Origin of the sequence: Psychrobacter sp. MES7-P7E (genome assembly GCF_002863645.1) — a bacterium.
GTDB lineage: Bacteria > Pseudomonadota > Gammaproteobacteria > Pseudomonadales > Moraxellaceae > Psychrobacter.
The window spans coordinates 13,379-35,913 of sequence record NZ_PJBU01000073.1 but is presented as its reverse complement, the minus strand read 5'-3'; the positions used below and the strand labels follow the sequence as shown (position 1 = coordinate 35,913).

Genomic DNA, 22,535 nt, shown 5'->3' with positions numbered 1-22,535 from the left:
CGCACCTTAAATAATCTAACACTATCTTATAGGATAACTGAGTAAAGCATGACCCGTTAATCACGCAGATGAATACTGGGTAACAGTCACAGTGCTCGGCATGCTCACGTATCTTATAATTATAAAGTTAGGGATGTACCTATGTTCGATATCAAATCATTTTTTAAACGAGAAGTAGAAAAAAAGCTTATCAATGTAGATGACTATATTTTTATGCCAGAACGCGTAGAGATGGAAATTGAAGGTGGACTATTAAATTGTGTGTTGAATAGTGATGGTCGCGTAGATATTTTTTATAGTAAAGACGGTGTCACTGAGGTGGGTTCAGCTTCGCGCAAGCACCCATTTACAGCATTTGAAAAAGAGCTATATCATGGTATTTATGATGATGTGATTAATGATTTAATTAAGGAAGTAGATAAGATTATTGATAGTACCTCGAAGTATTTCCGTCGTAGCCAATCATTACCTTTTACGGCTTCTATAACTTCTCAAGCATCTGACACAAATAAATTTTAGGCTAATTGATTGAACTAATCTGTTAGCAATAAAAAGGGTGCGTTATGTATAACGCACCCTTTTTATTATTTTTTATTCTAATGAATAACTTAATTGTTCTATTGAACAAAGCTTGTATAGCAGCTCTGTAGAGATTTGGCGACGACTTGTGCGACTAACTGAGTACGGTACTGAGAGTCAATCGCGGCATTGCCCAGCTCAACAATCGTTACTTGCTGCGGTGCTTGCTCACTGACACAGCCACAAACATTGGTTTTAACAGATTCTTGCTGTGCTTCTGTCATGGCGACGCTTGCAACACGCCACGCGTTTTGTTTTTCAATTTGGCTACGGCATTGGTTGTCGATTGCTGCTTTAAAAACATTCATGCCGATCTCATTTGCGGTACCGATTGCTGTACCTGTACCGTTGTTTGTCGCACCTGTTGTGGTACATCCCGCCAAGGCAAAAGTTGCTAGCATCATCGTTGAAGCCAAGATTTTTTTCATAAGTTAGTCCTTTAAGGTGTCTGTCATAAATAAAGCTGTATATTATCAGTAAAACCTAGTAATGACATCATTAACCACAAGCGCATGTTATTTTAGAACTCTATGAGTTATCTGTATAAACCATAAAAAAGCCAGCTAAGTGATCACTTAACTGGCTTGATATAGACTAAACTATTCCGCTTATTTATACGTTTTTGCCATGTTCTTTTTGCTGAATATCTTTTGCTAACTTATAGCATTCGTTGATATGGTCATTAGCGATTTTCTTAAAAATCGTATAACCCATTGTTGCAGCAACTAATTGGCCGCCAAGTGGAATAAACTTAGTTACTTGTTTGGCAGCGATACGACCACCGAAACCTTGGATGGTTTTTTTGACGATACCGCGTGTTGCCATGAGCCCAGCGAAATCTACAGTACGATCTTTTACTGCGCTCCAATGGACTTCGCGAGATTCCAAGTTAATGGCTGATTGACGGTCTTCAATGAGACCAAAACGCTCACTAATCTCTGGAATCAACTGCGTCAACATCCCCGCATCAACTGCCACATCAAAAAATGGTACTGGCACAACCGCTACACCAGCAGAAACTCTAGCGCGTCTTTTTACCATTCCTTGACATTCTTTTTTAACTTTATCAAGGTCTAGGTTAGGGTCGATAGTATTTGGAAGTTTTTCAGCAAGTGGCGTGGTTTTCATAAAGTGTCCTTATAAATAATTAAAATATAAATGATAAAAAGTTCAATAGATAACAAATCCTTCAGTTGCTTACTATTTTATGGATTTATGCACGGCTTACAATCATTGCTTTGTAGCAAAATGAATGAAATTACTCACACTGTGCACCTTTTTTGTAAGTGATTAAACGAAGGTGATTTACATGAGCTATAAAAATGCGGGTATCAATTATCATTAATGTATGAACATTATTCATCAAGTTGTACAATGCCCAATGATATACAGAGGTAGTATAAATTGTCATTGTGAGCCTCTACTAAAGCCAGTAGAATACCCTCATGCTAAATTTAACCCCCCGTTATACCAGCACTCGCATCGACGAGTTGCCCGCCGCGCTGCAACCATTTGCCGCTCAATCATTCACGCTTGCCCGTCTGTATGCAGGGCGAGGTATCATTGCGCCTGATGAGCTGGAGACTAGCTTAGCAGGTCTATTGCCTGCTGAGGCACTGCACGGTGTCACAGAAGCCGTGCGCTTATTAGATGTGGCGATTGATGAGCGTCAGCGTATTTTGATCGTTGGTGACTTTGACTGTGATGGTGCCACCAGTACAGCCTTAATGATGCGTGCGCTCACAAAGATGGGTGCGGTCGTTGATTTCCTAGTGCCAGATCGTTTTAAGTACGGTTATGGCCTGACGCCAGAGATTGTCGAGTTAGGCATTGAGACTTTTCAGCCAGATATGATAGTGACGGTTGATAATGGCATCTCAAGTCATGAAGGGGTAGCGCGAGCCCAAGCTGATGGTATCACGGTGATTATCACTGACCATCATCTCACGACCAAAGAGACGCCGCCTGCGGAAGCGGTGGTCAATCCAAATCAGCTAGGTTGTGACTTTGCTAGTAAAGCACTGGTCGGAGTTGGAGTCGCGTTTTATGTGCTCGGACGATTAGCAAAGCTACGCCGCGAAGCTGGCAAGTCTACGGTACAGGTGAGCCAATATTTAGATTTGGTCGCACTTGGGACGATTGCAGATGTTGGGGTACTCGATAAAAACAACCGTATCTTGGTACATCATGGATTATCAGCTATTCGTCAAGGCCGCTGCTGTATGGGAATACTGGCATTGCTTGAGCAAGCGGGCCGTGATCCCAAGCAGCTTCATGCACAAGATTTCGGTTTTGTATTAGGGCCACGTATCAATGCAGCTGGGCGTATGGATAATATGCGCATCGGTATCGAATGCTTATTAACTGAAGACTGGAGCACCGCACAACGTTTGGCACAAGAGCTTGAGCAGCTGAACCGTACGCGTCGTCATGTAGAGGGCGAGATGCGTGCGCAAGCTGATAGTATCGTACAAGCATTGGCTAATAAAGATGATAGCGACGAGAGTATGAGTGGCGATATCAATGATAATGATAATACCAGTAACGATGACACAATTACTCAAGCTGTCTCCACTTCTAAAGCCAGCAATGCAGGCGCGCGTAGTATTATTCTGTACCAAGACGACTGGCATCAAGGAGTCATCGGCATTGTCGCTGGCCGCCTAAAAGAAAGCCATTATTTACCCAGTATCGTTTTTGCACCAGCAGACACTGAACAAACGGATGAAGATAGTGCCATTAAAGGTTCTGCGCGTTCTATCGCTGGCGTACATATTCGTGATGCGATTGAACAAGTTGCTGAGCGTTATCCAGACTTGATCAGTCACTTCGGTGGGCATGCGATGGCGGCAGGTTTAACCCTCAAGCGCCGCAACTTTGAGGCATTTGTCACAGCTTTTAATGAAGTGATGGCTCAGATGGATGATGAGGTATTTGCAGAGCAAAAATTCACCGATGGACCTTTGCAAGCAAGCGATTTTAGCTTATGGTTTGCCGAGCATTTAGCCGATGCCAGTATCTGGGGTCATGGGTTTGCACCGCCAATATTTGATGGTGTGTTTGAGGTATTAAGCTTCAAGATTTTAAAAGACAAACATCTTAAGTTATCGCTGCGCTATCCAGACGTTCAATATCCGATAGAGGCCATTTGCTTTAACTTCGATAATGATGCTTGGGATTACCGTGCTAAGCAAGTCCATTTGTTATTTCAGCTAGACATCAATGAATGGAATGGCAAGCAAAGCTTACAGCTGATGGTCAAAGATTTGGCTGTGATAGAGCAAGGGTAAAGCGACAATGTCAAACTGATAATACTAGACGCGCTCAAATATGGGCGCGTTGGCATTATTAATGCTCAATTAGTCTAGGGTGTGTCTTCAACTCACCCGATAGTCATCTATATGGGCTAAAAATGGCTAAATCTTGCCAAACATCGTCAAATAGCTGGTTAATATACCGATATTATCTGCGCTATTTTTCTTGTTTGACGGCAATATATCTCATTTTTATCACCATTTTTGAAATGAAGCCACGCCCTAGCATCAGTATTTCCACTCTAGTGTGGGGAACTGCCAATCGTAACGAATAGCAAGCATACGCAAAGTAAAAATCGTACTCATCGTAGAGATGTCAGCTACCCAATCTGTCACGCTTAAATTCTTTAGAGCAAAGTACAGCACGCCACCCGTCAACGCTGCGGTAATATAAATCTCTTGCTGTAGTACCAATGGAATCTCATTGCAAATCATATCGCGAATGATGCCACCAACCACGATGGTAATCACACCTAATAACAGCGCTACAGGCACATTGGCACCCATACTATCAGCGACTTTGATACCGATCAGCGTAAATGCTGACAAGCCAATGGTGTCGGAAAGTTTGAGGAACTTATCTACTCGTCTAGAGTTTGGATGAAAAAATATCTGCATCGCTAGCGATGAAATCGTAATGAGGGTCAGATAGCTCATATCTACCATCCAAAATAACGGATGTCGATCCAGAATGACATCACGTACCGTACCGCCGCCGATAGCAGTGACAATAGACACGAGCAGACAGCCGAAGACATCGAAGTTTTTGTGCTTGGCAAGTATCGTCCCTGAGACGCTACAGGCGATGATGCCAATCATATCAAAGAAATATATCAAAGAGCGCGGGTCAAAAGTAGTGATCAGTACGGTAGGATCCAATACGATAGCCAACATGGGCAGTTCTCACTATTTTCAATTATTGTCAGTCAAACAAAGGCTATCTAAGTAGAGTTTTGCTCAATTAATCAGTTTACGAGTCGAATAGAAGGCAGATGCCAGTCGAATCTGAGCGCGAGCATACGAACTGCAAAGATCACAAACAGCATAATAAATTCGTTGAGACTGGCACCGACTCCGAAATACTGTAAGCATAAATAAGTCACAGACCCTGCGATACTGGCAGTAATATAAATCTCACGCTGTAGTACTAGCGGAATCTCATTACAAATGATATCACGTAGCAAACCACCGATAATGGCAGTCCAGACGCCCATCATAATAGCAATGAGGGGAGACATGTCTAGGGTTAAGGCCACCTTAAAACCAATGACACTAAAAGCGGCCAAACCAATGGCATCAAAGAGCTTTAACGCATTATCAATCTTATGATAAAGATGAAAGAAGATTTGTAAAATAAGAGAGGTCACCGTGATAACGATCACGTAATTAAGATCAGTCATCCAAAATAGAGGATGACGGTCGAGAGCCATATCACGTAAAGTACCACCGCCGATGGCATTGACCATCGCCACCAAGATACACCCAGCAATATCAAAGCCTTTATGCTGCGCAAGCAAAGTCCCTGCAATCGCGCAGGCAACAATGCCAACCATGTCCAATAAATATAATAGAATATCAGGAAAAATCAAAGCATTACCCATGGTTATAGTGCCAAATCGAGATCATCAAAGTGATAGGTGTTTTTTAGGCGATTATTCAATGCATGACTTTAACGAAATAGGCGTAGTGTTGTAGTGCCATTTAACCGTCTTTTGCAAAGAATATCAGCCCTACAATAATCAGCCCTATACCGACCAGTCCCATCGCCGAAGGTATGGCGTTATCTAACAATAATATACCCCCAATCAAAGCAAAGATAACTTCACTGGCTTGGGTTGAGTCAACGCCTGCAACCTCGCTTGAAGTAACAGCTTGCTCGCGCGCATACAAAAATATAGTGGTCGCTGCCACGCCTGCTAATAGAGCAACGAGCAACGTATTGATTATTTGTGAGGCGTGGGGCTGGTCAGGGCGCACTATAATGCCCAAAAACAGCCAAAATGGCAAACACCCAAGAGTCATTAGCCACACTTTGTTAAAGGCATTTTGCAGTAGCGTGGTTTCGATAGAAGGAATACGAGCAATTAGATTTTGTAGGGATGAGGTTGCCGCAGTGTTGTTACTTTGAAGTACGCTATCAATATCGGTGGCATCATATGTCGTAGCGGGCAAATCATAAGCTTCGGATATGAGCGGTTCACTCTGCTCACTGATATCAATACCAACACTGATGCTAGCTCGTTGAACGTTTAAATCTGCTGCCTTCTGTAATTCAGTATTGCGCTGGCGGGCATTATGAGAAGCCTGCCAAACCAGCTGGTTGCCAATTGGGTAGCTAAAAGCAGCGATAAGAGCAGGTAGCGCACCGTAAAGCAGCATGTCAGACATGGGGACGGTGTCGGTTATAGAAGCAGCATGCAGACCTTCACTGATATTGACGAGCGCCACACCGATAAAGACAATGACAGCATATACGATGAATTTTTTGTCAAAACGTTGACCAAATGCCAATAGCACAAGCAAACTGGTGACGACGGTAAACATAAAGGTAGCTGCTACTACCCATCCCGCAACATGATCTGCGGCATAGCAAATACCAGTATAAAACAGTCCAAACCCAATACTGCCAGTAATGCACCAAAAGCCCCAATGCTGAAGAAAAATCCCCATTAGCGCTTTAATACGACCAAAGCCATGTTGCATCGTAATAACGGCGGTAATAATCAACAGCATGAAGACATAGCGTAGACTCGCTGACCAAAACCAATGTCCGCCTGCGCTACTCATAAGCTCATTTAAGATAAATGTCGAGCTAAAAAACGCACCTGCTAGCAAGCCCAATAAAATGAGTTTGATCATACCGCTACCTTATCCATGGCACTCTACGTGTTCACACTTTTTGTTTGTTACTTGCTGATAATTACTTGCTGATAGTTACTTGCCTTTGGCATCTGCCCAAATGATCTTATGCAATTGTAGCTGAAAACGAACTGGCAAGGCATCAGCCAACATCCATTCTGCTAGCTCGCGCGCCAATACAGGTACTTCAGGGCTGAGCTGTTCATCGACATCATCTGCGACATTAAACATCGGAGAGAACCATACCGTACCGACCAATTCGTTTAGCTTATACTCGGTCAATTTAGCTTTTGCCCAGTCGTAATCTGTACGATTCATAATGACAAACTTGATTTGATCGTGCTGAGTGAGATAGTCGAGGTTTGACCATAGATTTTTATCGACTTCGCCTGAGCTTGGCGTTTTGAGATCCATCACCTTACTGACTGCTGCTGGCACGTTTTCTACCGTGAGTGCGCCTGCGGTCTCAAGGGATATCTCATACCCGTCGCTTAGCAAACGTTTCATCAATTCAATGGCATTTGGCTGTGCTAACGGCTCACCGCCAGTCAGACAGATACGCTTGCACGGATAACCTTTGATGGTTTCTATGATGGTTTCTAATGATTGACGTTCGCCGCCAGTAAAAGCATATTCAGTATCACAATAGACGCAGCGCAATGGACAGCCCGTTAGACGCACAAATATCGTCGGCAAGCCTGAAGTGATCGCCTCACCTTGTAGGGAATAAAAAATCTCAGTCAGACGTAACCCTGCTTCGGGGTCAGTGACAGGGATAGCGGCGGTGCGTAATGATGGTTCACTCATAATATTTCAAATACAGTTAAAGGTCGATAAGGCGATGAAGCGCTTATCAAGCGTAATAAAAAGGCAGGGGATGGTACGAATGATTTTGTGTTTGTATACAGACAAACTAAAAGAGGATTATAACGTAACACGCTATATTAAGCTGCAAAAAAGATGCTGGAGTCATCCTCCAGCATCTTCATATAAAACAATATTATTCAATAAACAACGGTACTTGCCAAATATTTAGGCTAAGCGTAATAGCTCATTTACTGATGTTTTTGCACGAGTTTGCGCGTCAACTTTTTTCACGATGATAGCAGCATACAAGCTGTGCGTGCCATCTTCTGACGGTAAGCTACCTGGTACGACAACAGAACCTGCTGGTACACGGCCACGATGAATCTCGCCAGTCTCGCGATCATAGATGCGCGTCGATTGACCGATGTAAACACCCATAGAGATGACAGCGCCTTCTTCAACGATAACGCCTTCAACGATTTCAGAGCGTGCACCGATGAAGCAGTTGTCTTCAATGATGGTAGGGTTTGCTTGCAATGGCTCTAATACGCCACCGATACCAACGCCACCTGATAAATGCACATTTTTACCGATTTGAGCACATGAACCAACAGTCGCCCATGTATCAACCATCGCACCTTGATCGACATAGGCACCGATGTTGACGTATGACGGCATCAATACTGCGCCTGCTGCGATGAATGAACCTCTACGAGCAACAGCTGGTGGTACAACGCGTACGCCTGCTTCTTTAAACTGTGCTTCGGTCCAGTTAGCAAATTTAGTCGGTACTTTGTCATAGAACTGTACGTGTTCGCCAGCAGCTTGGACATAGTTGTCGTTTAGACGGAAAGACAATAATACGGCTTTTTTGGCCCACTGATTGACAACCCATTCGCCATCTTTCTTTTCTGCTACGCGCAGGCTACCGTTATCTAGTTGCTCAAGTACTTGATTGATAGCATCACGCACGTCTTGTGGCATATTGGCTGGGCTGTATTCGTTGCGATTTTCAAATGCTTGTTCGATGGTTTGTTGTAATGACATAAAGGTTCCTAAAATGAATGAAAGGGAGGGTGATCTTAATGTTATGGTTAAAGACTTATATGACCCAGCCTAAAGAAAATTCAAGGTATGGCTTGGTCCAAAAACTTGCTTGCCGTATTGTCGCTAATTTGACCGCTTTTAGCAAACGCGTTGAGGGTCTTATTGTGACAATATTGAATGAGTTGTTTTCAGGTATCCTCTCAAAACAACTCATTTATCATGATTTAATCGTCTGTCGTGTTGGTCTCTATCCACTCTAAAATATCTTGATAAACGGTCTGTTTATCCTTTTCATGCAGCACTTCATGGCGCATATTAGGATACAGCTGAATATCGACATGACTGAAATGACGCTTGTCCAAACGCGTGACAACCCTACGTATACCGCGACCCATTTCGCCAATCGGATCATCTTCACCGCTGATAAATAGCATTGGGAAATTTTTGGCAATAGTGGTAGCCCAGTTTTTATTCAGCCCAGTATCCATGAGCGTAAACAATGTCATAAAGCCATTATTGGTAAAGTCAAAACCAGTCTTAGGATCGGCTTCATAGGCTTCAATGTTTGCAGTATTTTCACTGAGCCACGCAAACTGTGAGGACGAATTACGATCAGGTAGTTGGCTGTTAAGGACTTTGTTCATCACTTTGGCAAAAACTGTATTCGGTTGTCTTGGGGCGACTCTGGCGAGTAGCTTGTTAATAGGTAATAACACCTTAGCTAGTGGGTTGGCGTCTGCGGAACCCATTAGAATGGCGCCTGTGAAATTATGCGCATGATGCTTGAGTACGTTGCGCACGATAAATGACCCCATCGAGTGACCCATCACAAAATGCGGGACGTCTGGATGACGATCTTTTAGGCTATCGGCCATCACAATCACGTCTTTTAGTAACGACTGTACCGGATGCTCTTCACCAAAAAACCCAAGATCGGCCTCAGTCTTGATAGTCTGTCCATGACCCAAATGGTCATAAGTCGCCACAGCGATACCATTATCTGCCAAAAACTGTGCAAAATCGCTATAGCGCCCGCTGTGCTCTGCCATGCCATGCACAATCAGTAAAGTCGCGCTAATCTCGACGTCTTTGCTACTTGGTTCAAAAAAATCATGGTGCAAGTAGTGAATATTGTCAGAAGACAAAATGTGATCGTTACTGGTATCGATATTGGTACTCATGTAATGTTCCTTGATTACTTATAATTTTCATTAACGGTTTTGACGATGTTTCTCAAATAATGGGTCAAGCAGCGCAATTTATCATGCGGCTCTTATAATGTCCTATTGTACTGGGCGATGATAAATAATTTCATCTTATTTTATGATTTTAATTCAGTTATACAAAATATCATTCTACTAATAATGGTTAACGCAGTGACTATCGCTGAATCCGTATAAGCCACATATAAGCCATTTACGCTCTTACTGTTTGCCCGCAACAGACTGGTCTTATTTATATGATACTTTTAAATGAGTTTTTAAAGTCATTTATATCAATCAACATTCGATCAAACACTAACAGCAACTAACCACCTTGATAAAATCATCTATGACGAAATTTTCACCGAAAAAGACACTACTATTGGCAGGCGCAGGTCACGCTCACATTGGTATATTACGCCGACTTAGCGCAGCGCGTTTAAAGGATGCCGATACGATAGAGGCAGACATTCACTTAATTAGTGAGCAGCCGCAAACCATCTATTCTGGCATGTTACCGGGTTGGATGGCAGGGCATTATCAGCTGCATGATATCAGTATCGATATCAAATCGCTCTGTGTGCGAGCAGGTGTGCGCTTTATTCAGCAGTCGCTTGTACAAGTAAACGCAGCGTCAAACAAGGTGGTTACGACTGGCGATGAACAAACGCATTTTGATTACGATGTCTTGTCTCTAAATACGGGCGCAGATACAGACATGCGTTGGCTACGTGACCACAATGGCTACAACGAGCATAAAAGCGATAGTGATGATAGTGATGTTGGCGCTGTTAATACCTATGCTAATACTGACGTGATTGCTATACGACCGTTATCAACATTTATCACTCAATGGCAGCAGATTCTAAAAGATGCTCAACAGTCTGAAAGGTATCAATTGGCTATTATTGGGGCAGGAGCTGCGGCCATAGAGTTGGTCATGGCAGCCCAAGTCGCGCTACGGAACATCAACCGTAATCATCAAGTGACGTTAGTATGCGGTGAGAATCTCTTGTCAGGGTTTAATTCAGGCTTTCGACAGCGGGTTATTAAGCAGTTACATCGCCATGGCATTACGATAATTCGAGAACGAGCGAGCGATTATCGTGACGGTAAATTATCGACTACGCATAAATTATTGCCAATGAATGCTGTCATCGCTGCGACTGGCGTCATAGGCTCGGCATGGACGGCTTCTACGGATTTGGAGATAGAAGGTAATGGGTTTGTCGCGGTAAACGATAAGCAGCAAAGTGTCTCTCATCCTAATGTGTTTGCGGTTGGTGATGTGGCGACACGAATCGATAAATACGTGGCGCATTCGGGGGTTCACTCAGTGCATGGCGGTGCTGTCGAAGCCGATAATTTGTTGGCTTATCTGGGTAACAACGTAATGAAGAGCTATCAGCCAAAGTCGCGCACGCTATATCTGCTGTCTTGCGGTGATAAATACGCCATTGGTAGTTGGGGTAATGTAAACCTACAGGGTCGCTGGGTATGGCGTCTCAAGAAGTATATCGATAAGCAATTCATCGAAGCTGATAAGAACTAACGAAGGTTAATGCTCATTTGGAATAAACCATAAAATCCATATGATTAGTTGTCAATGCTTATTGATAATCAGGTATGATTGATTAGATAAACCGTAAAGTGAGCAATCAGGTTTTACATTGTCAAACTTGAAAATAAACAGTAAAAGCAATGCGCTATCTGTGTTTTCTAATCTTTAATGTCACGTTGCTATCCTTTTTTAGTTGTACTGCTAACAGGATTTTAGACCACCATGAAATCAACTATCGAGCTACTTGAGCATACTGATTTTCCAGCGATAAAACGACGTCAATTGACGATATTACAAGTCAATATGGGCTACTTATGCAATATGTCCTGCGTGCACTGTCATGTGGCCGCAAGCCCTTATCGTACTGAAATGATGTCACGTGAGTTGGTTGAGCTGATACCAGAGGTATTACAAGCACAAAACATCGATACGCTTGATTTGACGGGCGGTGCGCCTGAAATGCATGAGGATTTTAAGTATTTAGTCACGGCAGCTCGGGCATTAGGTGTCAAAGTGATAGACCGCTGTAACCTGACTATTCTGATGGAAGAGGGTTATGAGGATATGGCGCAGTTTTTAGCAGACAATCAAGTGGAAGTGGTGGCTTCTTTGCCTTGCTATTCCCTAGAAAATGTAGATAAGCAGCGCGGTAAAGGCGCGTTTGACGACAGTATATTAGGATTGCAGAAGCTCAACAGCTTGGGGTACGGCAAGCCTGATTCAGATTTGACATTAAACTTGGTTTTCAATCCGCAAGGCGCGACGCTACCGCCCAATCAACAACAGCTTGAAGCAGATTATAAGCGTGAGTTAAAAGCGCACTTTGATATCGAATTTAATCATCTGTTTGCCCTAACAAATATGCCGATACAGCGTTTTGGGGCGGTGCTATTGGCGAAAGACCAGTTCCACCCATATATGGATTTACTCAAAGCTAATTATATGGCTGCCAATTTAGCCGAGGTTATGTGCCGTTCGACCATTAGTGTCAATTGGTTGGGTGAGTTATTTGATTGTGATTTCAATCAGCAGTTAGAGATTCCTGTCCCAAACAAGTCACGGCGACACCTAAGTGATTTGTTAACGCAAAACCCGTCTGGTGATGACATTGCCATTGCTGACCACTGCTATGGCTGTACAGCAGGACAGGGCAGTAGTTGTGGCGGCGCGTTAGAAGAGGAAGCAGTAGAGCCAGCGCTAGTAGCCACGCCTTAGCCGTTCTAATGTAAGTACTTTTAATATAAGCACTTTAAACATAGGTGCTTAAAGCCTAAGTGCTTTTAGCACACATAAAAATTTAGATAAAAAAATCAGTGTAAACGGAGTAAGCCTTATGTCAGTATTTAACTTTTCTGCGAAGACGTTTTTCGCCCAACCAGTGATTGCTACGACTATTTTATTAGCAAGCGTGGCTGCTCATGCTGACTTCAACCATCAGAGCTGGGATAGCTTATTAAATAAGCATGTGACCATGACCAACGGTGGCAAAGCTTCAGTAGTCAATTATGCTGGTATGAAAGCAGATCAAAGTAAGCTGACAAGCTATCTAGAAGCGACGAGCAAGGTATCTCAATCAGAGTTTAATCGTTGGAGTAAAAATGAGCAGTTGGCATTTTTAATCAACGTTTATAACGCTGGTACGGTAGATTTGGTATTGACGAAATATCCAAACGTCAAATCTATCAAAGATATTGGCGGACTGTTTGGGTCACCATGGAAGCAAGAGTTTGTTTCGCTACTTGGTAAGACGCGCTCACTTGATGATATCGAGCATAACCTGATTCGTGGTTCTAAACGCTACAACGATCCGCGCATTCACTTTGCAGTCAATTGTGCCAGTATCGGTTGCCCTGCATTGCAAGATGATGCCTTTACCGGCAAGCGATTAGACAATCAATTAGAGCAAGCAACGTCCAAGTTTTTAGCAGACAGTAGCCGCAACAGTCTCAAAGGCGATACGCTCAAAGTGTCACCAATTTTTAAATGGTATAAAGAAGACTTTGCAACCAACTGGCGCGGCACAAAAGATTTGGCAGGGTTTTTAGGTCGTTATAGCTCGTCATTAGGATTGAGCAAAGCTCAGACAGCAGATCTCAAACAAGGCAAGGTAAAAATAAGCTATACCGATTACAACTGGAATTTGAATAAAAAATAAGCCAGCTTTTAATCTTACTCGCTGATTAATGTGACGGTATACCCATTGAACCTATCAATTATTATTCCTTTATTAAACGAAGCGGGCAACTTGCCTGAGCTTATCGCTCATATTGTCCGTCTCGATCCAGCACCGCAGCAAGTGATATTGGTCGATGGTGGTTCAGTGGATGGTTCGGTTGCTATTACTAACAATGTGCTCAAAAGTACAGAGACTGCTCAATCAGCTATCAACTGGCGTATTATCGAATCTACGGTAGGGCGTGCACAGCAGATGAATGCGGGCGCTATGTTGGCAACAGGTGACGTGTTGCTATTTTTACATGCCGATACCGAGCTGCCAGCTGACGCGATAGATAACATTCGACAAGCAGTAGCTCAGTATGACTGGGGACGTTTCGATGTGGGCTTAGACAGTCGTGAGCCATTGTTAAAAATCGTTGGATTAATGATAAATCAGCGCTCACGTCTGATGAGTATCGCCACTGGTGATCAAGCAATATTTATCAAAAAATCCGTGTTCGAGCAGATTGGTGGCTATCCTGATCAGCCACTGATGGAAGATATCGAACTGTGTAAACGGCTAAAGAAAATTGCTCGACCAGCTTGTCTAAAAAGCAAAGTCATAACATCTGCGCGGCGTTGGCAGCAGCATGGTACATGGCGGACGATTTTCTTGATGTGGCATTTACGCTTTGATTATTGGCGCGGCGTATCGCCTAATGTTTTAAAGCAACGTTATTATAAGTAGTGAGATTGTTTGATTTATAAATATGATAGACAAAAGAAGAAAGAGCTCGTCCTTGTACATTTGACTAATTGAGAGACCGTTATAGTGACAGCTGATTCATCTGCAAGACAGCAAGATACCTGCATCATTCTGTTTGCAAAATATCCAGCACGCAACAAGGCAAAAACCCGTTTGCAGCCAGCGCTAGGGGTAGATGGCGCTGCACGTATGGCAAGGCAACTATTATTGCATAGTATTGAGCATGCCGTTGATACGGGCTTTGCTGTCGAGCTATGTGTGAGTCCAGCACCAACAGATCCATGCTGGCAGGCGCTTGATTTGCCTGACTCGTTGCGTTGGTCTACGCAGGCCAATGGTGATTTGGGTTTACGTATGCTGATAGCCAGTCAGCGCGCATTGCAACATTTTGACAAGGTTGTGTTAATTGGCACGGACTGTCCTAGTCTTACGACAGCATGTATTCAGACAGCGGTACAGCAGCTAAATCAACACGATGCGGTCATGATTCCAGCGACTGATGGTGGTTATGTGCTGTTAGGGTTTAGAGAGGTTGATGACAGCCTGTTTTCGGACATTGTTTGGAGTACGGCTAGCGTAGCCGCTGTCACCAAGCAGCGCATGGCGGCACTAGGTTGGACACTGGCGCTATTTGATCCTTTGCACGATATCGATGAGCCTAAAGATCTAAAGCATTTGCCGTCAGGCTGGCTATATTCTCAAATCAATATCAAAGTCGATAACGACTGATAACGGATAATTGATAACTAGGTCAATAAATTCACCAACATAGTTGTATGTTCTAAGATGATTTACTAAGATTTTTAACTGGATGGCATATTCAATAAGGATATTGTTATGCATGACGTCGTGCAAAATTACTATGGCAAAGAGTTACAGAGTACCAATGATCTAAAGACCTCGGCTTGTTGTGATATCAGCAATATGCCTGAGTGGCTCAAGCCATTACTCGCGAATATTCACGATGAAGTATTGAGTCGGTATTACGGTTGCGGTTTGGTATGTCCAGCGCTGCTCGAAGGCTGCCGAATTTTAGATTTGGGCAGTGGCTCAGGCCGAGATGTCTATGCACTAGCACAATTGGTTGGCGAGAGTGGGCACGTAGTCGGTGTTGATATGACCGATGAGCAGTTAGCCGTTGCCAAACAGCATCAAGCCTATCATGTCGATAAGTTTGGCTATGATAATGTGACGTTTTTACATGGCTATATTGAAAAGCTAGATGAACTAGACCTTGAGGCTGATAGATTTGATATTATCGTCTCAAACTGCGTTATCAATTTATCACCAGATAAAGCCGCGGTCATGGCCAGTGTGCAGCGTTTGCTGAAACCTGGTGGAGAGTTTTATTTTTCTGACGTCTATGCCGATCGCCGTATACCGCAACACTTGATTGACGACCCAGTCTTATATGGAGAGTGTTTGAGCGGTGCGTTATATTGGAAGGATTTTAACCGTTTGTCACGAGATGCGGGATTCTTGGACGTATGTTTGGTTTAAGATCGCCCACTTGAGATTACAGATCCTGCTTTGGCGGCTAAAATTGGTGATATTCAGTTTTTCTCTGCGACTTATCGCTTATTTAAAATCGACTCGCTTGAGGATGCTTGCGAAGATCACGGACAAGCGGTGATATATAAAGGAACTATCGAGCAGTCCCCACATCGGTTTGATTTAGATAAACATCATGCTATCGAAGCTGGTCGGGTATTCCCAGTATGTGGCAATACGTTTCGCATGCTGCAAGAATCACGCTTTGCGCCGCATTTTGAGTTTATCGGTGATTACAGTCGTCACTACGGTATTTTTGCGGGCTGCGGTGAGTTAATGCCATTTACTCAACCTATGGTGCTGGCAACTGGCTTGGGCGGTTGTTGCTGATATCAAAGTGATGTATTTAGTATAAATTTCGAATATACATGCTAAATTATAGAAAAGGCCATTATTTTAGTTAATGGCCTTTTTTGACTTGATTGAAGTCAGATTAAGACTAAACCGATTGAAAGTATTTAGTTCAAAATGGAAAGGACGCATTACAATCATGTTAGCAAGGCGGCCAGTCTAATCTTGGTATGCTCGTCCATCGCATCTATAGGTGTGACTAGCGCTTGTGCGAGGGCATTGTGAGCGATTGAATCAGGCAGTTCAGCGGCAATTAAAGCAACGGCTTCTTTAATCACTTTTTGAGCATTGTCCGCATTTTTCATTAGGTTCTTTATCGCATAGTCGGCACTGACGGCTTCTTCCGTTGGATGCCAACAGTCGAAGTCTGTCACCAGAGCTAACGTGGCATAAGCAATACTGGCTTCACGTGCCAATTTGGCTTCTGGCATATTGGTCATGCCAATAATATCTGCCTGCATCTGACGATACCATTCTGACTCTGCCCGAGTTGAGAATTGAGGCCCTTCGATACAGACATAAGTCGCCTGTGGGTGACTAGTGCCTTCTGTAATATCCGCTTTGTCATAAGCGCGCGTCAAGAGTTCTGCTAGGGCAGGGCATAGTGGGTCTGCCATCGACACATGGGCGACGGCACCTTCACCGAAGAACGTACTCACTCGCTGCTTGGTCATATCAATCATTTGATCAGGCACGACCATATCTAATGGCTTAAGATGCGCTTGCAATGAACCAACTGCTGATACGGAGACGATATAGCGCACCCCAAGCGTCTTTAGCGCATAGATATTGGCTCGATAAGGTACTTCGGACGGCGTCAGTCTATGTCCCTGACCATGCCTCGTCAAAAAAGCAACGGTCACACCTGCTAACTCGCCAAGGACAATATCATCAGATGGACTGCCATAAGGCGTCTGTATCGTCACACTGCGTTTGTTGGTCAGTGATGACATTTGGTAGAGACCGCTGCCACCGATGATAGCAATATCAGCAGATAATGTTGCTAGTACTTCCGTGTGAGGTATTGTCATAAGGACTATCCGAATGGGTTAATAAAAGAGAGACACAGACTAGTGCCATGTAATATCCTGAACCAAAAAATAGCTCAGATAAAATATAGCAGAACTTTTGTCCTTATAGTTATAAATTGAGATAGTTATAAATCGAGAATTCTCATTAATTTGCTATATCTAAAAATTCCTAAGAAATAATGCGATATGGCGATATTTGCTAGATATCGATAAAGGTTTACAATAGCGACAATTTTTGTTTTAATGTTTATTAAATGGAACTTTGTTTCGCATAGCAAAACATACGTATATATTAGCTCAATTAATGAATGGCCTATATTTTCTCTAATAGCTGTAAATATAAGGTATTGAAAGAAAAAGAGAAAGTAAGCTAAGGTTTATTTATCGGTAGAATTGCTATATTATTACTCGTCTGTAACGTATTTATGTATCAATACGGATATTGTTAAACGTATAAAACCGATTACTTCAAGGATGAATTCAATGCTTAATTCTTTAAAATCCCCATTACTTTTGTCAGCTATGTTGAGTGCTGCGTTAGGTTTGACTGCATGCTCATCTCCAAGCTCAGAGGGCAGTGATACTGCATCTGCAGATAGCGCGGCAACAGATACTGCAGCAGATAAGCTTGATACTAAGTTTTTGACCATCGCTACTGGCGGTGCGTCTGGCCCTTACAACATCATTGGTACTTCATTGTCTGAAGTCTATGTCAAAACCTTTGGCGTAAACTCAAAAACTCAAACCACTGGCGCATCAGTTGAAAACGTCAATCTATTGACCCAAGGCAAGGTCGACATGGTCTTGGCACTAAGTGACGTAGTGACGGATGCTGTCGAAGGTAAAAACAACTTTGAGCAGCCAATCACTAACATTCAACAGATTGCTGTTTTATACCCTAATGTCGTGCAAATCGTAACCTCAAAAAAATCTGGTATCAAAAACATTGAAGATTTACGAGGCAAGCGTATTGCTGTAGGCGATCAAGGTTCTGGTACAGAAGTCAATGCTCGTACTTTACTTGAAGGTTTTGGTATCACATATGATGACGTCACCGTTGATTATCTAGGCTTTGCTGAAGCTGCTGATGGTATGAAAGCAGGTAAGATCGAAGCGGCATTCTTTAGTAGTGGCCTACCAAACTCATCTTTGATGGAGTTAGAGCAAGGCTTAGATTTACAGATTGTCACTATCAACCAAGACAAGCTAAAAGAAATCATCGCGACCAAGCCTTACTTCAAAACCTTTGAGATTCCTGCTGGCACTTATGGCAACGAAACAGCCGTACCAACTGCAGCAATCATGAATGCACTATTGGTTAGCTCTGATCTATCTGAAGCGGATGGTTATAAATTAACCAAAGCATTGTTCGATAATTTAGATGGTCTAAAAACAGCTCACCAAGCGGCCAATGATATCAGTCTAGAAACCGCTCGTGATGGCATGGTAGCCCCAATCCATCCTGGAGCTAAAAAGTACTATGACGAACAAGCAGCCAAGTAATTCATTATGGTTATCAACTGGCGCGGCATTTATTGCAGCGCTGGTTTTTTTTACGCTATGGTTAGGCTCTACGCTTCAGTCTGTCGTTGAAGTGCGAGTCGCAGGCGTAGACGGTGCTGATGATAAGGTTTGTTATTTCACTGAGCCTGATTTTCAGCTACGTTGGATACATTCTGTAGAAAAACAGTGGTGGGAAGAACAGTATCAACGCATAGACGGCAGCAGTACAGAAGGTGCGGAGCTGTTACTGACCACGACCTATTTTGAAGCGTTCGGTGCAGGGACGCCCTCCACCGAAATGCTCGCTCCTATACAAAAGCCTGGCTATCTGGGTTATCAAATCAACGAAAAACTGCCTCGCCTTAATTGGGTCGTATCTAGACTGACCAAAGGGGAAATGGATTATGGTGGTCATCGTTTCTTGATTCACCAGTGGGTGCCAGACTATTCTGAAGTGGTGATCATGCCTAAGACGTATGATTTAATTGATAGATTTAAAAAGGACTTTTGTCATGAACTCCCAAGTGACGGATCAAGGTAGTGTGACTACCATGCCAGATGCTCAAGTTGATAACGATGCTGAGGCGGATGCGGTCAACCGAGCAGTATTGGAAAAATATGACCGAGAGTCAATCACGCGTCATATCACTCAAGGACCAGTGAAGTATTTTATCGCTGGCATTTGTATACTCTATTCACTGTTTCATTTATATATCACTTTTAATCCAATGCCAGCACTGTTACAGCGCTCTGTACACGTGGGTGTTGGTTTTGCATTGATATTCCTCATTTTTCCAGCTAGTAAAAAAAGCAGTCGTAAGCGAGTGGCATGGTATGACTGGATTTGGTTTGCCTTGTCTCTATCTGGTATGGGCTATCTCATCTATGAATATCAAGATATCGTGACCTCGCGTGGCGGTATGGCCAATCAGGTCGATGTGATATTTTCCTTAATTACGGTAGTTTGCGTGTTAGAAGGCAGCCGCCGTATCACTGGGTGGATTTTGCCAATCTTGGCAGGCATATTTTTGGCCTATCCATTTGTCAGTCATCTAGGCTTTATGCCTGATAGGCTTTTGACTCGCCCCTATGATATGGGTGATATCTTTGGTCAATTATTCTTGAAAACAGAAGGTTTATATTCTGTTGCGATTGGTGCATCGGTAACGTTCATTTTCTTGTTCATTCTATTCGGTGCGTTTTTAGCACGTTCGGGAATGGGGCAGTTATTTAATGATTTGGCATTGGCTATCGCTGGTCATAAGAAGGGCGGACCTGCAAAAGTAGCAGTCATCTCTAGTGGCTTTATGGGCAGTATCAACGGCTCAGCTTTATCAAATGTGGTTAGTACGGGTGCCTTTACCATTCCGTTAATGAAAAAGGTCGGTTATCACAAAGATTTCGCAGGTGCAGTTGAGGCCAGTGCTTCGGTTGGTGGACAGATTTTGCCACCGATTATGGGTGCCAGTGCCTTTATTATGGCTGAGACAACAGGCTTGCCGTATAGCACGATTGCCTTAGCAGCATTATTACCAGCGATCTTGTACTATTTAGGCGTCATTGCGCAGGTGCATTTCCGTGCTGGACGTCGAGATCTAAAAGGTATTGCTAAAGAAAATTTACCAGCGGTAAAAGAAGTATTAAAAGCCCGCGGTCACATGTTATTGCCGATTGTCTTCTTGATTTTCTTATTAATCAGAAACGTACCTGTGGGATATGCAGCAGCTTATACCATTGGTTTTACCGTTGTGATCAGTATGCTACGCGCCGAAACGCGCATGAGCTTTTCTGATATTTTGGGTGCATTAGAAGATGGTGCGCGTCAGTCACTTGCAGTCATGGCGGCCTGTGCTGTTGTTGGTATTATCATTGGGGTGGTGAGTCTGACCAGTTTTGGTACAGTGATGACATCCTCTATCGTCACACTAGGCGCAGGATCATTATTCTTTACGCTTATCTTAACGATGTTGGCATCAATGGTTTTGGGCATGGGATTACCATCTATTCCTGCCTATATCATTACGGCGACCATGGCTGCACCAGCATTGGCCGGTTTTGATATTCCAATCTTGTCAGCGCACATGTTTGTTTTCTATTTTGGTATCTTTGCCAATATTACACCGCCTGTGTGTCTCGCAGCCTTTGCGGGTGCAGGTATATCCGGTGGAGATCCGATGAAGACAGGGTTCTTGTCCCTCAAACTTGCTCTCGCGGGATTCATCGTGCCGTTTATGTTTATTTATAATCCAACGATGTTGATGATAGATCCAACCGGCCTAGCAGTCACGGCAAAAGATTTCCCGCTGCCACCTATTGTAGATATCATTACAGTAGTAGTGACTTCGGTGACGGGTGTTATTGCGCTAAGCTCAGCACTTGAAGGGTACTTCAGAGGCAGTATGAATACGGTAACTCGTGTCATCTTAGCTATTGGTGCTTTATTGCTGATTTATCCTGAGATTACGACTGGTATCGCAGGTGGTATTATTGTCCTTGGTATTGCTGCATTCAATATAAAAACAGCTGGAAAGCCAACGCCAACTTTAACCGTGTAAAGCGTTAGGTTTAATCATTCGTAAGTCTAATAAAGCTAAAAAAAGGGTGAATAACAAATTTGTTATTCACCCTTTTTAATATTCTTAAGAAATGTTTTAGCGACTGCTGTTCACAATTATTTTCGCATCACTTTATTGCTAAATTAGCAGCCAAGTTTGCCTTCAGCTTCTAATACTTTTTTGCTACGGATAGGTGCTGGGCAATCTTCGCCATAGTATTGACGATCGGCAAAGTAGCTTGAGCGTACCATTGGACCTGCCCAAATGCTAAAGAAGCCAATCTTTTTACCGTAGTCCATATAGCGTTGGAACTCGTCTGGATGGACATAACGATCGACAGGCGCATGGTTTTTACTAGGCTGTAGATACTGACCGATAGTGATCATATCTACATCATGAGCCTTTAGATCATCGAGTAGCGCATAGATCTCTTCTTCTGTCTCGCCAAGACCAACCATAAAGCCGCACTTGGTGGCGATATCAGGACGACGCTCTTTATAAATCTTAAGCAAATCTAGCGAATGCTGATAGTCAGAACCTGGACGGAAGGCTTTGTATAGACGTGGCACGGTTTCGATGTTGTGGTTAAACACATCTGGTGCAGTCTCTGTCAATAAATCCAATGCAATATCCATACGACCACGGAAATCTGGTACTAGGATTTCAATCAAGCAGTTTGGGCTAAGTGCTCTTGACTCGTTTAGCACTTCCACAAAATGTCCCGCACCGCCGTCTTTTAGATCATCGCGATCGACAGAGGTGATTACGGCATACTTAAGTTGTAGACCTTGAATCGTCTCAGCGGTATGACGCGGCTCATCCTTGTCTAGCTCATTAGGACGACCATGACCTACATCACAGAACGGGCAGCGACGCGTACAGATATCACCCATGATCATAAAGGTGGCTGTACCATCAGCGAAGCACTGTGGCAGGTTAGGGCAGGCTGCTTCTTCACAGACGGTATAAAGCTTTTGCTCACGCAAGGTTGCTTTGATACGAGCGACTTCAGCAGGCGAGGACATTTTTACCCGAATCCAATCAGGCTTTTTCTTTGCCTCGACAGTCGGGATCACCTTAATTGGGATACGGGCAACTTTGTCGTAGCCACGTAGCTTTTCGCCTTGGATGGCTTTTTTTGGTTTGGCCTTAGCAGCAGGTACATGTGTTTGTACGGCAGTTGTCATAATGGAGTTATCTCTTAACCCTTTATATTATAAGGGTTTATGGAATTATCAGAATGTTTTATGAG

Annotated in this window: 22 protein-coding genes; 12 read left to right on the top strand and 10 right to left on the bottom strand. The window is 43.3% G+C overall.

Annotated elements, in window-relative coordinates:
• Nucleotides 1–141 precede the first annotated feature (141 nt).
• Nucleotides 142–519: a hypothetical protein gene (locus CXF62_RS03300; RefSeq protein ID WP_101206413.1), complete on the top strand. Its 378-nt coding sequence runs from the start codon at nucleotides 142–144 to the stop codon at nucleotides 517–519.
• Between the two features lie 98 nt (nucleotides 520–617).
• Here CXF62_RS03300 and CXF62_RS03295 read toward each other — a convergent pair whose 3' ends face one another.
• On the bottom strand, nucleotides 618–1,007 hold the full coding sequence (locus tag CXF62_RS03295; RefSeq protein ID WP_102092901.1) for a hypothetical protein: 390 nt from the start codon (nucleotides 1,005–1,007) through the stop codon (nucleotides 618–620).
• A gap of 184 nt (nucleotides 1,008–1,191) precedes the next feature.
• On the bottom strand, nucleotides 1,192–1,707 hold the full coding sequence (locus CXF62_RS03290; RefSeq protein ID WP_057760892.1) for a hypothetical protein: 516 nt from the start codon (nucleotides 1,705–1,707) through the stop codon (nucleotides 1,192–1,194).
• 317 nt (nucleotides 1,708–2,024) lie between these two features.
• Here CXF62_RS03290 and recJ point away from each other — a divergent pair, with 317 nt between their 5' ends.
• On the top strand, nucleotides 2,025–3,869 hold the full coding sequence (recJ, locus tag CXF62_RS03285) for a single-stranded-DNA-specific exonuclease RecJ (protein ID WP_102092900.1): 1,845 nt from the start codon (nucleotides 2,025–2,027) through the stop codon (nucleotides 3,867–3,869).
• Nucleotides 3,870–4,121: 252 nt separating this feature from the next.
• On the opposite strand, the gene CXF62_RS03280 is transcribed toward recJ, so the two are convergent.
• The 6 genes from CXF62_RS03280 to CXF62_RS03255 form a co-directional block, all read right to left on the bottom strand.
• Nucleotides 4,122–4,787: a trimeric intracellular cation channel family protein gene (locus CXF62_RS03280; RefSeq protein WP_185156587.1), complete on the bottom strand. Its 666-nt coding sequence runs from the start codon at nucleotides 4,785–4,787 to the stop codon at nucleotides 4,122–4,124.
• A 71-nt stretch (nucleotides 4,788–4,858) separates the two neighbouring features.
• Nucleotides 4,859–5,494, bottom strand: coding sequence for a trimeric intracellular cation channel family protein (locus CXF62_RS03275; protein ID WP_057760886.1), 636 nt, complete (start codon nucleotides 5,492–5,494; stop codon nucleotides 4,859–4,861).
• Nucleotides 5,495–5,594: 100 nt separating this feature from the next.
• Nucleotides 5,595–6,752 carry a multidrug resistance efflux transporter family protein gene (locus tag CXF62_RS03270; RefSeq protein WP_102092898.1) on the bottom strand — a complete coding sequence of 386 codons (1,158 nt, stop codon included), beginning with the start codon at nucleotides 6,750–6,752 and terminating at the stop codon, nucleotides 5,595–5,597.
• Between the two features lie 75 nt (nucleotides 6,753–6,827).
• Nucleotides 6,828–7,559 (bottom strand): 7-carboxy-7-deazaguanine synthase QueE, encoded by a 732-nt coding sequence (gene queE, locus CXF62_RS03265; protein ID WP_102092897.1) that lies wholly within the window; start codon nucleotides 7,557–7,559, stop codon nucleotides 6,828–6,830.
• Between the two features lie 225 nt (nucleotides 7,560–7,784).
• Nucleotides 7,785–8,606, bottom strand: a complete 822-nt coding sequence (gene dapD / locus CXF62_RS03260; RefSeq protein ID WP_057760881.1) for a 2,3,4,5-tetrahydropyridine-2,6-dicarboxylate N-succinyltransferase — start codon at nucleotides 8,604–8,606, stop codon at nucleotides 7,785–7,787.
• A 224-nt stretch (nucleotides 8,607–8,830) separates the two neighbouring features.
• Nucleotides 8,831–9,787: an alpha/beta fold hydrolase gene (locus CXF62_RS03255; protein WP_057760879.1), complete on the bottom strand. Its 957-nt coding sequence runs from the start codon at nucleotides 9,785–9,787 to the stop codon at nucleotides 8,831–8,833.
• Between the two features lie 370 nt (nucleotides 9,788–10,157).
• Between CXF62_RS03255 and CXF62_RS03250 the strand changes: the two genes are divergently transcribed.
• The 7 genes from CXF62_RS03250 to CXF62_RS14830 all read left to right on the top strand — a co-directional run bounded on the left by CXF62_RS03250 (nucleotide 10,158) and on the right by CXF62_RS14830 (nucleotide 16,173).
• The gene (locus CXF62_RS03250; RefSeq protein WP_102092896.1) at nucleotides 10,158–11,360 is read left to right on the top strand and encodes an FAD-dependent oxidoreductase; all 1,203 of its coding nucleotides are present in this window, start codon (nucleotides 10,158–10,160) and stop codon (nucleotides 11,358–11,360) included.
• Nucleotides 11,361–11,591: 231 nt separating this feature from the next.
• On the top strand, nucleotides 11,592–12,584 hold the full coding sequence (arsS, locus tag CXF62_RS03245) for an arsenosugar biosynthesis radical SAM (seleno)protein ArsS (RefSeq protein ID WP_102092895.1): 993 nt from the start codon (nucleotides 11,592–11,594) through the stop codon (nucleotides 12,582–12,584).
• A gap of 118 nt (nucleotides 12,585–12,702) precedes the next feature.
• Nucleotides 12,703–13,524 carry a DUF547 domain-containing protein gene (locus tag CXF62_RS03240; protein ID WP_102092894.1) on the top strand — a complete coding sequence of 274 codons (822 nt, stop codon included), beginning with the start codon at nucleotides 12,703–12,705 and terminating at the stop codon, nucleotides 13,522–13,524.
• A gap of 45 nt (nucleotides 13,525–13,569) precedes the next feature.
• A complete protein-coding gene (locus CXF62_RS03235; RefSeq protein ID WP_228153149.1) occupies nucleotides 13,570–14,274 on the top strand; it encodes a TIGR04283 family arsenosugar biosynthesis glycosyltransferase in 705 nt (234 codons plus the stop codon).
• 84 nt (nucleotides 14,275–14,358) lie between these two features.
• Entirely contained in the window at nucleotides 14,359–15,021 is a 663-nt protein-coding gene (locus tag CXF62_RS03230; RefSeq protein ID WP_102092892.1) for a TIGR04282 family arsenosugar biosynthesis glycosyltransferase, read from the top strand.
• Nucleotides 15,022–15,129: 108 nt separating this feature from the next.
• The gene (locus CXF62_RS14835) at nucleotides 15,130–15,792 is read left to right on the top strand and encodes a methyltransferase domain-containing protein (RefSeq protein WP_228153148.1); all 663 of its coding nucleotides are present in this window, start codon (nucleotides 15,130–15,132) and stop codon (nucleotides 15,790–15,792) included.
• Nucleotides 15,793–15,822: 30 nt separating this feature from the next.
• Nucleotides 15,823–16,173: a hypothetical protein gene (locus CXF62_RS14830; protein ID WP_228153147.1), complete on the top strand. Its 351-nt coding sequence runs from the start codon at nucleotides 15,823–15,825 to the stop codon at nucleotides 16,171–16,173.
• 158 nt (nucleotides 16,174–16,331) lie between these two features.
• On the opposite strand, the gene mtnP is transcribed toward CXF62_RS14830, so the two are convergent.
• Complete coding sequence (gene mtnP, locus CXF62_RS03220; RefSeq protein WP_102092891.1) at nucleotides 16,332–17,225, bottom strand: S-methyl-5'-thioadenosine phosphorylase; 894 nt, start codon at nucleotides 17,223–17,225, stop codon at nucleotides 16,332–16,334.
• 483 nt (nucleotides 17,226–17,708) lie between these two features.
• Here mtnP and CXF62_RS03215 point away from each other — a divergent pair, with 483 nt between their 5' ends.
• The 3 genes from CXF62_RS03215 to CXF62_RS03205 are packed head-to-tail and all read left to right on the top strand — an operon-like array spanning nucleotide 17,709 to nucleotide 21,283.
• Nucleotides 17,709–18,728 (top strand): TAXI family TRAP transporter solute-binding subunit, encoded by a 1,020-nt coding sequence (locus CXF62_RS03215; protein ID WP_057760864.1) that lies wholly within the window; start codon nucleotides 17,709–17,711, stop codon nucleotides 18,726–18,728.
• Nucleotides 18,706–19,269 carry a DUF1850 domain-containing protein gene (locus CXF62_RS03210; protein WP_102092890.1) on the top strand — a complete coding sequence of 188 codons (564 nt, stop codon included), beginning with the start codon at nucleotides 18,706–18,708 and terminating at the stop codon, nucleotides 19,267–19,269. Before CXF62_RS03215 ends, CXF62_RS03210 begins: the two co-directional genes overlap by 23 nt.
• A gap of 10 nt (nucleotides 19,270–19,279) precedes the next feature.
• Nucleotides 19,280–21,283: a TRAP transporter permease gene (locus tag CXF62_RS03205; RefSeq protein ID WP_102092935.1), complete on the top strand. Its 2,004-nt coding sequence runs from the start codon at nucleotides 19,280–19,282 to the stop codon at nucleotides 21,281–21,283.
• A 143-nt stretch (nucleotides 21,284–21,426) separates the two neighbouring features.
• Here CXF62_RS03205 and lipA read toward each other — a convergent pair whose 3' ends face one another.
• Nucleotides 21,427–22,470 carry a lipoyl synthase gene (gene lipA / locus CXF62_RS03200; RefSeq protein WP_102092889.1) on the bottom strand — a complete coding sequence of 348 codons (1,044 nt, stop codon included), beginning with the start codon at nucleotides 22,468–22,470 and terminating at the stop codon, nucleotides 21,427–21,429.
• Between the last annotated feature and the right edge of the window lie 65 nt (nucleotides 22,471–22,535).

Excerpts from the sequence above, each read along its gene's own strand:
- CXF62_RS03300 (WP_101206413.1), top strand. The coding sequence starts at position 142 with ATGTTCGATATCAAATCATTTTTTAAACGAGAAGTAGAAAAAAAGCTT.
- CXF62_RS03295 (WP_102092901.1), bottom strand. The coding sequence starts at position 1,007 with ATGAAAAAAATCTTGGCTTCAACGATGATGCTAGCAACTTTTGCCTTG.
- CXF62_RS03290 (WP_057760892.1), bottom strand. The coding sequence starts at position 1,707 with ATGAAAACCACGCCACTTGCTGAAAAACTTCCAAATACTATCGACCCT.
- recJ (WP_102092900.1), top strand. The coding sequence starts at position 2,025 with ATGCTAAATTTAACCCCCCGTTATACCAGCACTCGCATCGACGAGTTG.
- CXF62_RS03280 (WP_185156587.1), bottom strand. The coding sequence starts at position 4,787 with ATGTTGGCTATCGTATTGGATCCTACCGTACTGATCACTACTTTTGAC.
- CXF62_RS03275 (WP_057760886.1), bottom strand. The coding sequence starts at position 5,494 with ATGGGTAATGCTTTGATTTTTCCTGATATTCTATTATATTTATTGGAC.
- CXF62_RS03270 (WP_102092898.1), bottom strand. The coding sequence starts at position 6,752 with ATGATCAAACTCATTTTATTGGGCTTGCTAGCAGGTGCGTTTTTTAGC.
- queE (WP_102092897.1), bottom strand. The coding sequence starts at position 7,559 with ATGAGTGAACCATCATTACGCACCGCCGCTATCCCTGTCACTGACCCC.
- dapD (WP_057760881.1), bottom strand. The coding sequence starts at position 8,606 with ATGTCATTACAACAAACCATCGAACAAGCATTTGAAAATCGCAACGAA.
- CXF62_RS03255 (WP_057760879.1), bottom strand. The coding sequence starts at position 9,787 with ATGAGTACCAATATCGATACCAGTAACGATCACATTTTGTCTTCTGAC.
- CXF62_RS03250 (WP_102092896.1), top strand. The coding sequence starts at position 10,158 with ATGACGAAATTTTCACCGAAAAAGACACTACTATTGGCAGGCGCAGGT.
- arsS (WP_102092895.1), top strand. The coding sequence starts at position 11,592 with ATGAAATCAACTATCGAGCTACTTGAGCATACTGATTTTCCAGCGATA.
- CXF62_RS03240 (WP_102092894.1), top strand. The coding sequence starts at position 12,703 with ATGTCAGTATTTAACTTTTCTGCGAAGACGTTTTTCGCCCAACCAGTG.
- CXF62_RS14835 (WP_228153148.1), top strand. The coding sequence starts at position 15,130 with ATGCATGACGTCGTGCAAAATTACTATGGCAAAGAGTTACAGAGTACC.
- mtnP (WP_102092891.1), bottom strand. The coding sequence starts at position 17,225 with ATGACAATACCTCACACGGAAGTACTAGCAACATTATCTGCTGATATT.
- CXF62_RS03215 (WP_057760864.1), top strand. The coding sequence starts at position 17,709 with ATGCTTAATTCTTTAAAATCCCCATTACTTTTGTCAGCTATGTTGAGT.
- CXF62_RS03210 (WP_102092890.1), top strand. The coding sequence starts at position 18,706 with ATGACGAACAAGCAGCCAAGTAATTCATTATGGTTATCAACTGGCGCG.
- CXF62_RS03205 (WP_102092935.1), top strand. The coding sequence starts at position 19,280 with ATGCCAGATGCTCAAGTTGATAACGATGCTGAGGCGGATGCGGTCAAC.
- lipA (WP_102092889.1), bottom strand. The coding sequence starts at position 22,470 with ATGACAACTGCCGTACAAACACATGTACCTGCTGCTAAGGCCAAACCA.